The sequence below is a fragment of the Frigoribacterium sp. AP1 genome (assembly GCF_056680555.1).
Map to the genome: position 1 here is coordinate 1,937,525 of NZ_CM155288.1, position 13,412 is coordinate 1,950,936.

At 74.1% G+C, this 13,412-nt stretch carries 9 protein-coding genes and 1 riboswitch; of the genes, 4 read left to right on the top strand and 5 right to left on the bottom strand.

Translation table 11 applies throughout. The features are described from left to right. Positions 1–242: 242 nt before the first annotated feature. Both AC1MBW_RS09290 and AC1MBW_RS09295 read right to left on the bottom strand, forming a co-directional pair. Complete coding sequence (locus AC1MBW_RS09290) at positions 243–683, bottom strand: hypothetical protein (protein ID WP_480024278.1); 441 nt, start codon at positions 681–683, stop codon at positions 243–245. Positions 684–820: 137 nt separating this feature from the next. Next, a complete protein-coding gene (locus tag AC1MBW_RS09295; protein WP_054147110.1) occupies positions 821–1,102 on the bottom strand; it encodes a hypothetical protein in 282 nt (93 codons plus the stop codon). Between the two features lie 161 nt (positions 1,103–1,263). On the opposite strand from AC1MBW_RS09295, the gene AC1MBW_RS09300 reads away from it, so the two are divergent. The 3 genes from AC1MBW_RS09300 (at position 1,264) to AC1MBW_RS09310 (ending at position 9,954) form a co-directional block, all read left to right on the top strand. After that, positions 1,264–4,089, top strand: a complete 2,826-nt coding sequence (locus tag AC1MBW_RS09300; protein WP_480024279.1) for a hypothetical protein — start codon at positions 1,264–1,266, stop codon at positions 4,087–4,089. Beyond that, the gene (locus tag AC1MBW_RS09305) at positions 4,086–5,483 is read left to right on the top strand and encodes an ABC transporter substrate-binding protein (RefSeq protein ID WP_480024280.1); all 1,398 of its coding nucleotides are present in this window, start codon (positions 4,086–4,088) and stop codon (positions 5,481–5,483) included. The genes AC1MBW_RS09300 and AC1MBW_RS09305 overlap by 4 nt, the downstream gene beginning before the upstream one ends. Before the next feature lie 76 nt (positions 5,484–5,559). Next, entirely contained in the window at positions 5,560–9,954 is a 4,395-nt protein-coding gene (locus AC1MBW_RS09310) for an FtsK/SpoIIIE domain-containing protein (RefSeq protein WP_480024281.1), read from the top strand. Between the two features lie 63 nt (positions 9,955–10,017). Here AC1MBW_RS09310 and AC1MBW_RS09315 read toward each other — a convergent pair whose 3' ends face one another. Further along, positions 10,018–12,072, bottom strand: a complete 2,055-nt coding sequence (locus tag AC1MBW_RS09315; RefSeq protein WP_480024282.1) for a serine/threonine-protein kinase — start codon at positions 12,070–12,072, stop codon at positions 10,018–10,020. A gap of 131 nt (positions 12,073–12,203) precedes the next feature. Here AC1MBW_RS09315 and AC1MBW_RS09320 point away from each other — a divergent pair, with 131 nt between their 5' ends. Next, positions 12,204–12,389, top strand: coding sequence for a PspC domain-containing protein (locus AC1MBW_RS09320; RefSeq protein ID WP_480024283.1), 186 nt, complete (start codon positions 12,204–12,206; stop codon positions 12,387–12,389). A 60-nt stretch (positions 12,390–12,449) separates the two neighbouring features. On the opposite strand, the gene AC1MBW_RS09325 is transcribed toward AC1MBW_RS09320, so the two are convergent. Together AC1MBW_RS09325 and clpS are read right to left on the bottom strand one after the other, a co-directional pair. Next, positions 12,450–12,926: a DUF2017 domain-containing protein gene (locus AC1MBW_RS09325; protein ID WP_480024284.1), complete on the bottom strand. Its 477-nt coding sequence runs from the start codon at positions 12,924–12,926 to the stop codon at positions 12,450–12,452. Further along, positions 12,923–13,228 carry an ATP-dependent Clp protease adapter ClpS gene (gene clpS, locus AC1MBW_RS09330; protein WP_082060201.1) on the bottom strand — a complete coding sequence of 102 codons (306 nt, stop codon included), beginning with the start codon at positions 13,226–13,228 and terminating at the stop codon, positions 12,923–12,925. The genes AC1MBW_RS09325 and clpS overlap by 4 nt, the downstream gene beginning before the upstream one ends. A 60-nt stretch (positions 13,229–13,288) precedes the next feature. Next, positions 13,289–13,372, top strand: a riboswitch (ZMP/ZTP riboswitch). The last annotated feature ends 40 nt before the right edge of the window (positions 13,373–13,412 follow it).

A 13,412-nucleotide genomic window follows, 5' to 3' on the forward strand; every position in this document is an offset into this window, starting at 1 on the left:
TGTTCGACAAGAGGCCGTCCGGATTCGACTTGGTCGCGAGGGCCGAGGTGACCCCGCTCGCGTCGATGGCTCCCCATTCGCACTGCGAGGCGAAGTCGGCCAGCGTGCCGTCGAGCTCGCCCGGGCGGCCCGAGAACTGGGCGTTGAGGCCGACGCTGCCCGTCGCGAACGAGCGGAGGTCGTCGGGGCGGGCGCACGAGGTACCGCCCCCGCCGCCTCCGCCCGAACCGGGCGCCGGCGTCTCACGCGAGCCGACCGAGACGTCGACCGGGGGGCATGACCGGTGCCGACTTCTGCTCGCCGCGAGGCGGGGGTTCACTGCCGAAGATGTCCTGCAGGACCACCTCGACCCCGTTGCGGTCGTCCATCCGTTGCTGCCACTCGCGAGCGAGGCGGCGACGCGTGTTCTCTTCCTTCGCGGCTTGTTTCAGGTCGCCGGCGAACGATGCGACGGTGCGGAGGCACTCGGCGAGGTTCGACGCGCCCTGCCGGGCCGTGTCGGCGTTCGAGGCGAACAGCTCCGAAAAGAGTCCGCGGAAGTCCGTCGACGCCGTCGTGACGAGGCTCGCGCGCGATGCTGTCTGGGCGTCGAGGTCGTCGGCCGCGGCGTCGAAGGCCTCCGTCAGCGCGTCGGCGGTCGCGTCGTCGAACGGGACCGGCTCGTTGCCGTCCGGATCAGCCATGGTGTTCTCCCCCTAGAGACCGTCCCGTGGTCGAACGTCCCCGCCTCCCGAGCGTGTTGCGTCGGGTGGCGGGGACGTCCGGTGGTGCTGGTGGTGCGTGGTGCTGGCGGTGTTGCGCGCCGGGTGGTGCTCTCCGGTCAGGCGCCGCCGCCGGCGGAGAAGATGTCCTGCGAGATCTTGTCGAGCTGGGTGCGCAGCTGCTCGAGTTCGGTCTTGGCCTTGTCGAGGGCGGCCTTGGTCTCGGGCCAGGTCGAGCCGCGGAACGTCGCGGCGAGGGGGCCGTCCCAGACGTTGGGGTCGGACAGGATGCGGCCCTGGGCGTCGAGCTGGCTGATCTGGTCGGTGAAACCGCCGTTGATGATGCCCTGGACCTGGTTGATGGCCGTCTTGGCCTGCTCGGTCGAAAGAACGCGTGACATGTGGGACTCCCCTGTGGTTGATGACGCCCCCGCGTCAGACCTCCCCCGGGGGCTCGAACGCGTCCGACAGTACCTCATGTTGGGGGTACCTGACCGATCCGTCTGTGGAGGGGGTCCAGTAGGGTGGCGGCAGGATTGTCATCACGAGGGGACTGGTCGTCATGACCTGGGGAGCACCACACAAGAACGCCGTCGCGCGCTCGAACCGAGCGACGCACGGCGTCGTCGCGCCACGGAGACACGGCCGGGCGATCGCCCTGGTCGGCGTCGTGGGGGTCGTCGCCGTCGTGGCGACGGGTTGCACCTCGGCCGCGCCCGCGGTGGCCACCCCGACCCGCGTCCTGCAGACCGTCGAGACATCGCTGTCGAGCGACGGGTCGATCACCGCCGTCGACAGCACCGCGATCTCGGTCGACGACAGCACCGGCACGTCGACGTCCGCGACCACCGTGCACACGCCGTCCGACGTCGCCGACGACCTGCCGATCCGCGTCACCACGTCGTACCGCACCGCCGACGGCTCGGGCTCCGACCTGGCCGACCTCGAGGGGCACGACGGCCGGGTCGAGATCGACCTCACCGTCGAGAACCTCACCGTCGCCCCGCAGCAGCTCACCTACGACGCGGCGGGCACCTCGCGCACCGACCCGGCCCTGGTCGGCGCCCCCCTCAGCATCGCGGCCTCGACCGTGCTGACCGGTGTCTCGCCGAGCGCCGTCGTGACCGACTCGTCGGCCGGCGGTACCACGACCGACGGCATCGTCAGCGCCGACGACTCGGGCGACGCCGTGGTCCAGTGGGGCGCCCTGCTGGCCCCGCCCCGCTCGGGAGCGAGCACGACGCTGCACCTCGTCGTGGACGCCGACGACCTCGCGGCTCCCACGTTCGACCTCGCCGCACAGGCGGGCCTGTCGACCGACCTCTCGGTCGACGGCGTGCTCGCGTCGGCGTTCGACTCGAGCCCGACCTCCGACCTGGCCCTGCAGCAGCGCACCATCGACCTGGTGTCCGACGTCAACCTCGTGCTCAGCCGCGCCGGCGAGACCATCACCGAGGTGCGCACCAACCTGGTCAGCACGTCCGACACCCTCGGTGTCCGGACGGCCGAGCAACTGCGGGACAGCAGCTCGTCGCTGGCGAGCACGATGCAGGGGCTCACCGGTCAGCTGACGTCACTCGAATCCGACCTCGGTTCGACGGTCACGTCGACCCAGTCGACCGTCCGGTCGCAGCTGCAGACGACGGTCGCCAGCGTCGACTCGCTGCTGGGCGACACGACGGCGACGGCCCCGACCGTGACGCTCGACGGCGAGGGGTGCGCGACGGTCGTCGCCCCGCCCGCCCAGGCCTCCAGCGTCTACGGCAGCCTGCTGCAGGTGTCGGCCCAGCTCGACGGGTACGCCCAGTCGAACGAGGCCTGCCGCGACGAGGTCGCCGCGGCCCTCGACCGCACGGTGGGCCCGGCCGAGCCCGACCTCGAGTCGTGCGTCGACCAGCAGTCGTTGACCTGCTCGCTGTTCGCGTCGTCCTACCTCGTCACGGACGCCCTCATCGGCCTCGTCGACCAGGGGACCGACCTCGCCGACTCGCTTCAGCCCGAGCTCGCCCAGAACGCCATCGACCGGTACACCGACCTCGAGGCGAACCTGACGGCGATCCAGACCGAGCTCTCCGGCCTCGCCACCGACCCCTCGCGGGCGGACGTGGCGACGTCGTTGGCCGCCCTCGACACGGCCGTCGAGTCGGTCGCGACCGGTGCAGGCACGGTCCGCGGCCAGGTGAGCGACCTGCACGACCGTGCCTCGCGGGCCCGTCAGCAGATCGGTGACGCCGACACGCTCGGCTCGATGCAGGCACAGAACGCCGAGATCGCGGACGAGCTCTGCGAGGTCGTGCGCGCCGACGGGGACGAGACCGGTCTCTCGCTCGACCAGGTCGAGCGCCTGCGGTCGTACCTGACCGATCAGGGCTGCCCGGTGGCCGACGACGGGTCGGGCGAACCCGCTCCCGAGCCCGCCACCCTCCGGCCGCCGTTCCCGTACTCGCAACCGATGGACGCCCGCCTGGCCGACCAGGCCGCGGCGTGGGACGCCGTGGTCACCGCGACGGACACCCGCGACACCACGCAGGGGCTCGGCGCCTCGTTGACGGCCCTCGACGAGCGCATCCAGACGCTGCGCGACGCGGTCGACGACGTCGACGACGCGGTGGAGGGCAACGACGGCTCGGTCGGCGGCTCGGTCGACCGGCTGCGCGCCGAGACCGATGCCGCCCTGACCGACGGAGCGCGCCTCCTCGACCGCCTGAACGACGTCAAGACCCAGCAGGACACCCTCGCCGCGCAGGTGCAGGACGCGTTCGAGAACGCCGGCAGCGAGGCCGACGAGCAGGTGAAGGCCGTCGTCGGACAGCAGGTGCGCGTCGTCTCCGAGCAGGGCGCGATCAGCCGTCAGTCGGTGGTCGACGCGTTCGACCGCTCGATCGCCGGTCTCTCGTCGACGTCCGACGTCGTCGTGGGCGACTCCAAGGCGACGATCGAGCAGCAGCGCGGGGCCCTGGGGGAGCAGACCGCGGGTCTCACCGCGGCCCTCGACCAGCAGACCGCCGCGTCGCTCGAACGCATCGGCCAGAGCACGGCGTCGTCCACCCGCGACGTCGAAGGAGCCCGCACCTTGCTGGCCGCCGACCTCGCCGCGGTGCTGCTCGACCTCGGAGACCGCGAGGTCGACGGCTCGGGCATCCTCGGGGCGATGGCGACCAGCGCCGCGAAGGCCGACACGGCCGACTACCAGCTGGCCCTCGCCTCGAAGAACGCGTCGGGCTACGCGAACGTCCGCTCCGACGACATCGCCGGCATCATGCTGCGCCAGGCCCAGTTCACCGCATCGGTCGAGGCGGCCTCGACCCTGCCCGCCTTCCACCTCGACGTCCCCTCGGGCGCCACGTCGACCACGCTCTACGCCTTCACGATCGGAGCCACCCGATGAGCCACGCGGCCGACGATGTGACGACCGACACGCCCAGCGACGCGGCGACGCGTCGTCGGCGCACACCGCGCCTCACTATCGTCGCGATCGTGGCCGGGGTGGCCGTGGTCGCCGCCGCCTCGGTGGCCGCCGGGGTGGCCGTCCGTGCCGACCGCGAACCCGAGGCGGCCCCCGTGCCGGCCTCGGTGCCCGTCGCACTGACCGCCTCCGGGCTGCCCGACGACACCCGGCTCGGCGTCGTCCTGACGCTGGGGCAGGGCGAGGGTTCCGAGTGGAACGGGGCCGCCCAGGGGGCCCGCGTCGCCGAACGCCGCTTCGAGCTCGGTGGTGCCGACGTCTCGCTCGTGACCGTCGACGACGGCGGCACCACCGACGGCGCCCGCGCGGCCGTGGAATCCCTCGTCGACCAGGGTGTCGCCGGCATCGTCCTCGCCACCTCGGGCTCGCACGTGTCCGGTGCCCTCGACGCGGCGAGCGACGCCGGCGTCCCCGTCGTGCTGCCCTACGGCGCGTCCGACGAAGCCGACGGTGTCTCGGGCGCCTGGTCCACCGCTCCGTCGCAGGCCACCACCGGGGCGGCCCTCGCCGCGGCCCTGGGCGACGCCCGGAAGACGCTCGTCGTCGACCTCGGAGGCGGCTCACCGGTCGGCGTCGAGGTCGCCCGCGTGCTCACGGCCTCGACGATCGGCGACGACACCGCCGTCGCCGACGAGGTCGCCCGACTGACGGGTTCCGCGGCGCCGCTCGACGACCCCGACGCCACGACCGAGGCTCCCGAGCCCGTCACCGACCCGTCCGACGCCGTGGTGCTCAGCGGCTCGGCCGCTCGCCAGGCGGGCCTCGTCTCGGCGCTGCAGGCCACCGACCTCCGCGTCCCCGTCCTGCTCACCCCCGATGCGACGAGCCCGGCCTTCTCGACGGCGCTGAGTGCCGGCGGTGGCAGTCTCTCGAGCGGCTTCGTCACGGTCGGCGTCGACTCGGACGACGCCGTCGCGCTGCGCTCCGACGCCGCGGGGCGATCGATGTCGGCGTACCTCGGCGCCGTCCGGGTGCTCGCCTCCGACGACGCGGCGACCAACCTGACCGATGACCAACCCTTCTCGGCGGTCGCCGCCCAGGCCGACTCGCGCAGCCACGACGCCGTCGTGGCCCTGGTCCGGGCCGTCGCGACCGCCGACAGCGTCGACCCCGCCGAGGTGTCCACCGCGCTGTCGTCGCTCTCGCTCGGTGCGGCCGACGGCGTCGCGGGCCCCGCGCTCGACTTCACCGCGGGCACGGCCGCCGGCGGCGGCGAGCTCGAGGTGCTGCACGCCTCGTCGCAGCCGCTCGGACTGCGACCGACCGCCGACGGCGAGTCGCGCATCGTCTGGTTCGCCGACCCGGCCACGAACTGACACCCCCGCGGGCCGGTCGGCCGACCCGCAGCGCGTCGCCCCGACGCCGCCCCGACCGCACGAGAGGACGACCCGCATGCGCCTGGTGATCGAGCTGGACGACCAGCGGCAGAGCGTCGAGGTCGACCGGTGGCGCGGTGCAGCCACCCTGGGCGAGCTGGTCGAGTCGACCGGGGCCACGGTCGCCGCCGACGGCGACCTCTACGTCGACGGCTCGGCCGTCCCGGTGGCGACCCCGCTGCGCGAGCTCACGCTGCTCGAGGGGTCGCGCGTCGCCCGCACGCCCAGCCGCCGACCGACCCGCGTCACCGGCTGGAGCGTCACCCTCGCCGGGGGACTCACCGTCGGCCCGGTCGTCGAGGTGCCCCGGGGCCGACCGCTCGTCGTCGGTCGCGCGCCCCAGGCCGACCTCGTGCTGCCCACCGCCAGCGCGTCGTGGGAGCACTGCACGATCGAGCTCGACCAGGGCGACGCCGACGCGGGCGACGACGCCGGCGCGGGCGACCGCGCCGCGACCGACGGCGTCCGCATCCGCGACGCGGGCTCGACCAACGGCACCGTGGTCGCCGGCGAACGCGTCGACGCCGACGGCGTGCACGTCGACGAGGCCACGACCGTCCTCGTCGGCGGTGCCGTGCTCATCGTGCGGCCCGAGCTCGCCGAGACGCCCGCCCCGGCACCCGGCGCCCTGCACAACCTGACCCCCGCCGCGACCGCGCCTTTCAACCGTCCGCCCCGCCCCGGTCGCGTGGACGACACCGAGCCGGTGCTCCCGCCGACGCGCAAGGACGTCCCGCCCGCCTCGAAGTTCAGCATCATCACGGTCGCCGCACCGCTGGTGCTGGCCGGGGCGATGGTCCTGCTGCTCGGCGACGCCCGGTTCGCGCTCTTCGCGCTGCTCAGCCCGGTCATGGCGATCGGCATGTGGTTCGAGCAGAAGCAGCGCCGCAAGAAGAACCTCAAGGAAGAAGAGGAGCGTTTCGACGCGGCCGTCGACGACTTCCGCGGCGAGATCGCGACGGCCGCCGCCCACGAGGTCCGGCGTCGACAGGAGCTCGCACCCGACCCCGCGACCGTCTTGCGTCGCGCCGCCCTGCCCACGACGCAGCTCTGGCAGCGGCGGGCGGCCGACGACGACTTCCTCGCCCTACACGCCGGCATCGGCGACGTGCCCTGGCGTCCGCAGGTCGACGACCGCGGCGTCTCGCGACAGGACGAGGCCGTCAAGGAGGCGCTGGCCGCCGGCCGTCTGCCGGCCGCCCCGGTCGTCGTCGACCTGACCGACGCGGGCGTGGTCGGCATCGTCGGCGACCGCGCAGGTGCCCTCGCCCTGGCGCGCAGCCTGCTCGCCCAGGCGACCGTGCACGGCGGCCCCGCCGACCTCACCGTCGGGGTGTTCTGCGACCGCGGTCGCGAGGCCGACTGGGAGTGGGCGTCCTGGCTGCCGCACACCCGTCGCGCCGGCAGCAGCACGGGCGAACGGTGGATGTCGAACCAGCGCGAGGCGAGCGCGTCGATCCTGCGCGGTCTGCGCGAGTCGGTCGACGAGCTGCCGACCCCGGCCCTGCTCGTCGTCCTCGACAGCGAGGTGCTGACCGAGGGGCGCGACGCCCCCGCCCGGTCGCTGCTCGGCCACGGCCGCTCGGTGCCCGGCCTCACGCTGCGTCCGCACGAGCGCCCGCACCGGGTCAGCGGCATCGTCATCGCCACCACCGAGGAGCAGCTTCCGGCCGCCTGCACCTCGGTCATCGTCGTCGGCGAGGACGCGGCCGCGACCGTCCACCGCCCCGAGGACCGCTCCCGCGTCGACGACGTCGTCCTGGCCGGGGTCTCCCTGGCCGACGCCGAGGACTGCGCCCGCCACCTGGCCCACCTCGACGACCCCGAGCTGATCGTCCCGGGGGCGTCGCTGCCCTCGCTCGTGCGCCTGCCCGAACTCCTCGGCACCGAGGCGACGGGGGCACCCGACGCCGCGGCGATCCGCGCCCTGTGGTCCGAACCGTCCGGCGTCTCGACGCCGATCGGCTCGGCCGAGAGCGGCGTGCTGACCCTCGACCTCGTGAAGGACGGCCCGCACGGCCTCGTCGGCGGCACGACCGGCTCGGGCAAGAGCGAGTTCCTCAGGTCGCTCGTCGCCGGGCTCGCCGCCCGCAACGACCCGAGTCGCCTGAACTTCATCCTGATCGACTTCAAGGGCGGGGCCGCGTTCAAGGCCTGCGAGCGGCTGCCGCACACCATCGGCACGATCAGCAACCTCGACGAGCAGCTCGCCGACCGCGCCCTGCGCTCGCTCGAGGCCGAGATGGAGCGCCGTCAGCGCGTCTTCGCCGAGGCGGGCGACGACGTCGACAACCTGGACGCGTACCTGGCGACGCGCCCCGCGGAACCGATGCCGCGCCTCCTGCTGGTGGTCGACGAGTTCGCGATGCTCGCCAAGGACTTCCCCGATGTGCTGACCTCGCTGGTCAGCGTCGCCGCCGTCGGGCGCACGCTCGGCGTTCACATGATCCTCGCCACGCAGCGCCCCGCAGGCGTGGTCAACGACGACATCCTCGCCAACACGAACCTGCGCGTGGCGCTGAGGGTGCAGAGTCGCGAGGACTCGAGCAACGTGATCGGCGTCCCCGCCGCCGCGGGCATCGGCAGGGCCCAGACCGGTCGCGCCTACGTCAAGCTCGGCCAGGACGACATCACCCCGGTGCAGACCGCCCTCGTGACCGGTCGCGCGCAGACGGTCGCGGCCGAGCCGGTCGAGGTGCGCCCGATCGGCACCTTCGGCGTCCCCGACCGCCCGGCCGCGCCTCCGAAGGCCCGGGCGACGGACGCGAACGACCTCGACCTGCTGATCGACGCGATCGTGCAGGCCGACGCCGAGGCGGGCTTCGCGCCGCCGCGCAAGGTCTGGCCGGAGGCGCTGGGCGAGCGGGTCGCGCTGGCGGGCTTCGAGACGGCGCAGGCCGGCGAGGGCACGCCCGACGGGCCCGTATCGGAGACGGCCTCGGCCTCGGCCCCGGTCCCCGTCGTCGGGGGAGTCCGCGGCCCCCTGGTCGCCGCGGCCCTCGTCGACGAGCCCGACCTGCAACGCCAGAGTCCGGCCGGTTGGCGCCTCGACGAGGGCAACCTCATGCTGATGGGCATCGCCGGCAGCGGCACCACGACGACGCTCGCGACGATCGCCCTCACCACGGCGCTCGAGAGCCCGCCCGACGAGCTCGACCTCTACGTGCTCGACCTCGGCTCGCGCGGGCTCGCCCCGCTGGCCGACCTGCCGCACACCGTCGCCTACGTCGGCACGGGCGCCGGCGCGAAGGAGCAGCAGGCGCGGTTCCTCCGGCACCTGCGCACCGAGCTCGAGCTGCGCCGTGCCGCACCGGGGACCAGGAGGCGCGCGATCGTCCTGCTCGACGGCCTCGCCGCCCTGCGCGACGAGTACCAGGACTACGAGGGTCAGCAGCTGCTCGACGTGCTGTACCGCGTTTACGCCGACGGTCCGGGGCTCGGCATCTCGTTCGCGGTCTCGACGACGCGCGCCAAGGCCGTGCCGTCGGCCATGGACGAGGTGACCACGCAGAAGTGGCTGTTCCGCCTGGCCGACCAGTACGACTACGCGACGTACGGCATCCGCGGCGGCAGCGTCCCCGCGGCCGTTCCGGGGCGCTGCGTGAGCGCGCTGACCGGTCTGCAGATGCACGTGGCGACGCCCCCGGGCACGCTCGAGCAGGCCGTGGCCCGGGTGCGCGAGCGCTGGGCCGGCACGCCGCAGAAGGCCAACGCCATCGGACAGCTGCCCGACGACGTGCGCGTCGACGAGCTCGACGTCGCCCCCGACTTCTCGGGCGAGCCGTGGCTGCTGCCCATCGGCCTCGGCGAGGACGACCTCACGCCCGCGACGCTCGAGGTCTACGAGGGCGAGCACGTCCTCGTCGCCGGGCCCGCGCGGTCGGGCAAGTCGACCGTGCTGTGCGCCCTCGCCGAGTCGATCCGGTCGCTGCCGGGGGGCTCGGCCGCAGGTTCGCCGGGTGGCCGGCCCGCACTCTGGGCCATCGTCGACCGACGCTCGCCGCTGGCCTCGGCCGACCTCGACCGGGTCGCCGTCGGAGCCGACGAGGTGCCGGCCCTGCTCGCCTCGCTGCGCCTCGAACGCGGCCCCGTCGTGCTGCTGATCGACGACGCCGAGCGCTTCGACGACACCGACCAGGCGATCGCGTCGCTGCTGTCGTCGAACCGGTCGAAGCTCACGGTGATCGCCGCCGGACGCTCGGCCGACCTGCGCACCCTCTACAGCCACTGGACGAAGACCGTCCGCAAGGCCCGCTGCGGCGTCCTGCTGCAGCCCGACGTCGACTACGACGGCGAGCTGCTCGGGGTGACCCTGCCGAGGCGCGCACCCGTCGCCCTGACGACGGGGCGCGGTTACTCCTGCGTGGGAGGCGCGGTGCGGCTCGTGCAGACCATCAGCCCCAGCGCCTGACGGGCTGCGGCGCCGTGGCGCCGAGGTTCGCCGCGCCGGCGTTCGTCGGCTCGGCCCCGCGGGTCATTCGCGGGTCGTGATGCCGAACGTCGGGCTCTCGAGGTTCGTGAAGTTGCCGACCGTGGCGCGCACCACGCACTGCGGGGCGACCGACAGCGCGGTGACGACCAGGCCGTCCGACGAGACGGCCAGGGCGCCCGAGCACCCGTCCGAGAACCGGACACCGGCCTCGCCTCCTGCGACGTCGGTCAGCATGGTCGACGGCGCCCCGGTGCTCGGGCTCGCGTAGAGCGGGTTGAGCTGGTCGGGGCCGCTCGGCCAGACCGGCAGCAGGGTGACGGGCAACGTCGTCTGGCTGACGGTGCGCGACGGGGTGGACACCTGCACGTCGACCAGGCGTTGCACGGGGTAGGCCGTCCCGGTCACGGCCGGGTCGGAGACGGCGTCGGAGGTGGCTGACGACACGGTCTGCAACCACTCGTCGAGCGCGGTGGCGTCGGCGAGCTCGAGCGGCACCGTCGCCTCGACCTCGACGCGGCCGCCCGCGGGCACCTCGAGGTCGGACAACGTCCAGCCACAGGCCACCGTCAACCCCGTCAGCGACGGTTGGTTGCGCGCGGCCGACACCGTGCCCGAGGGCGCGCGCCAGTCGACCGGCGGACAGCTGTCGCCCTCGGTCGCCCCCGGCACGACCTCGAGCAGCGGTCCGGTCAGCGGCGCGGCCTGCGCCGAGTAGGTCACGGTGAGCGTCACCGTCCCGGCGTCGGGATCGGAGGTCGCCGTCCGGCTGACCCCGAGACCGCTCGGCAGAGCGGGGTCCTGTTGGTTCGACCGGGCCGCCTCGGCGCCGGACCCGCCGTCCTTCTCCGGGGCCGACGAGCCGGGCACCAGCACGACCAGCGCGACGACGAGGGCCGCGGCGAGCACGACGCCACCGGCGGCCCACGCGGCGACCCTGTTGGTCAGCCACTCCGGGCGGTGCCGGAGCAGGGCCTCGACCCGGGTCGCCGGGGGAGCCTCCGTGACCGGGGCCGGGGCGACGACCGGGCGGCGGAGGGGCCGCACGACGGTCGCCGAGCCGTCCGTGCCCAGGTCGGGGCGCGCCTCCTGGTCCGCGGCCTCGCCGTCGCGGGGTGCGTGGTCGTCTCGACCCGCGCCTCCGTCGGGGGAGTCCGGGCCGGTTCCGGCGACGGGCCCGGCCGCAGCACCACGGACGATCGTGGCCGGTCGCTCGATCTCGTCGAAGCCGTCCGGGGCGGTCGCCCGGGGGAGGGCGGCCAGACCCGCATGGGCCTGCGCCAGCCGACGGAGGCGCGCGGCGGCGACCGGGGCGGCCGGTCGCGCGGACGGGTCCTTCGCGAGCATCGCCTCGACCGCGGCCCAGACGTCGTCGGGCACGTCGATGCGGGGCGGACTCGAGGTCACGTGCCGGTAGGCGATCGAGAAGTCGGTGCCGGGGCCGGCGAAGGGCGTGCGGCCGGCGAGCAGCTCGTAGAGCATCACCCCGGTCGCGTACACGTCGCCCGCGGGCCCGGATCGACCCGTGCTGATCAGCTCGGGGGCCATGTACTGCGGCGTGCCGAGCAGCCCCGTCGTCTGGCGGTCGCGCTCGCCGACCACCGAGGCGATGCCGAAGTCGGTCACGCGCACCGCACTGGTCAGCCCGGGGCGCCAGGTCTCGGCGAGCAGCACGTTGTCGGGCTTGACGTCGCGGTGCGAGACGTCGAGGGCGTGGGCCGCGGCGAGGGCGTCGAGCACCTCGGCGGCGACCGTCAGGGCATCCGCGGCGGCCAGGGGGCCGTCGGCCGCGACCACGTCGCCGACCGAGCCGCCGGGCACGAGGTCCATGACGATGGCCAGGCGCTCGCCTTCGACCACGAGGTCGCGGACGCGCACGATGCCGGGATGGCGCAGCGAGACGAGCACGGAGCGTTCCCGCACGAAGCGTTCGACCAGGCCGGGGTCGGCCGCGTGCTCGGGCTTGAGCAGCTTCGCGGCGACCTCGTCGTCGTCGGGGGCGACCGTCGCGCGCCAGACCTCGCCGGCGGCGCCCGACCCGATCAGCTCGACCAGACGGTACGACGCGCCGAGGGCGTCACCGGACCGCGACTGCGCCACTGCTTCCCCTTGTCTCGACACGACGACGGGGCCGACCTGTCTGCCCCCGGCATCATCCTAGGGCGGCGGCCGCGAGCCGTCCGGCCGCGGCTCCCGGGCGTCGGGCAGGCGTGGCTGGCATGCTCGGGGGCATGGCCTCCCTCACTCGTCCCCGCCGCGGCAAGATCATCGCCGGGGTCTGCGCCGCCCTCGCGAACCGCTTCGGCATCAGCGCCTTCCTGGTGCGGCTGATCTTCGTGTTGTCGATCATCCTCCCCGGCCCGCAGGTGCTCGTGTACCTCGTGCTCTGGGTCGTGTTCCCGAAAGAGGACCGCTAGCCCCTCACCTCGCGGCGCGCGTGATCGCGGGCCGCAGGCCGCTCGGCGGTGGGCGCTGCGTCAGCCCCTGGGCAGGGACCGCAGCAGCGCCTCCTGCAGGTAGCCCAGCCAGTCGAAGACGTGCCCCATCGCCTGCAGTTGCCTGTCGTCGCTCGCGGGGACGCCCTCGCCCGTGACCCCGAGGCGCTCGCCGAGGGTGAGCCGCAGGTCGTTCAGGGTGCGCAGCCACGACTGCTGTGCCGCGCGGTCGAGCGTCGAGCCCGGTTCGCCGAGCGCCGCCAGCACCGCGCGGCCGTTCTCGACCTTGCGCCGTGTCAGGTCGTCGGCCGTGAACCGGCGGAACTCCGCCGCCGCCTCGGCGTCGTCGCGGTACGCCGCCGGCAGGAGGCGCGCCAGGGCCGGATCGCCCTCGTCCCCGGCCTCGAGCAGCGACACCAGCTGACCGACCAGGTCGGTGAGCAGCGCCCGCTCGTCGGCGTCGAGCCGCACGCGGACCTCGTCGCCGCCCCGAGGGCGGACGAACGGCACGAGCGTCACGCCTCGTCCTGCTTCGCGAGGGTCGCCCACAGGCCGTAGTCGTGCATGGCCTCGACGTGCCGCTCCATCTCTTCGCGGTTGCCCGTGGCGACGACCGCACGGCCCTCGGTGTGCACGCGCATCATGAGGCGCTTCGCCTCGGCCCGGCCGAAGCCGAAGTAGGTCTCGAAGACGTGGGTGACGTAGGTCATCAGGTTGACCGGGTCGTCCCAGACGAGCGTCACCCAGGGGGTGTCGGGCGAGGTCAGGAGGCGCGGGTCGGCCTCCGTTCCCGTGCGGGTGTCGTCGAGGGTGGGGCTCACCCGTCCAGGGTGTCACACGGTCGCCGAGCGGGTTCCCGCCCGGAGGTCGTCTTGTTATGCTGGGCGGGTCGCGACTGGCGTTCAGATGGTCACCATCGGGGAGCGACTGACACACGTGCGTGGCCGTACGCCTGGGCCACGACATCCGACCTCCGTCCGTCCCGTGTGCCAAGGAGTCCTCCGT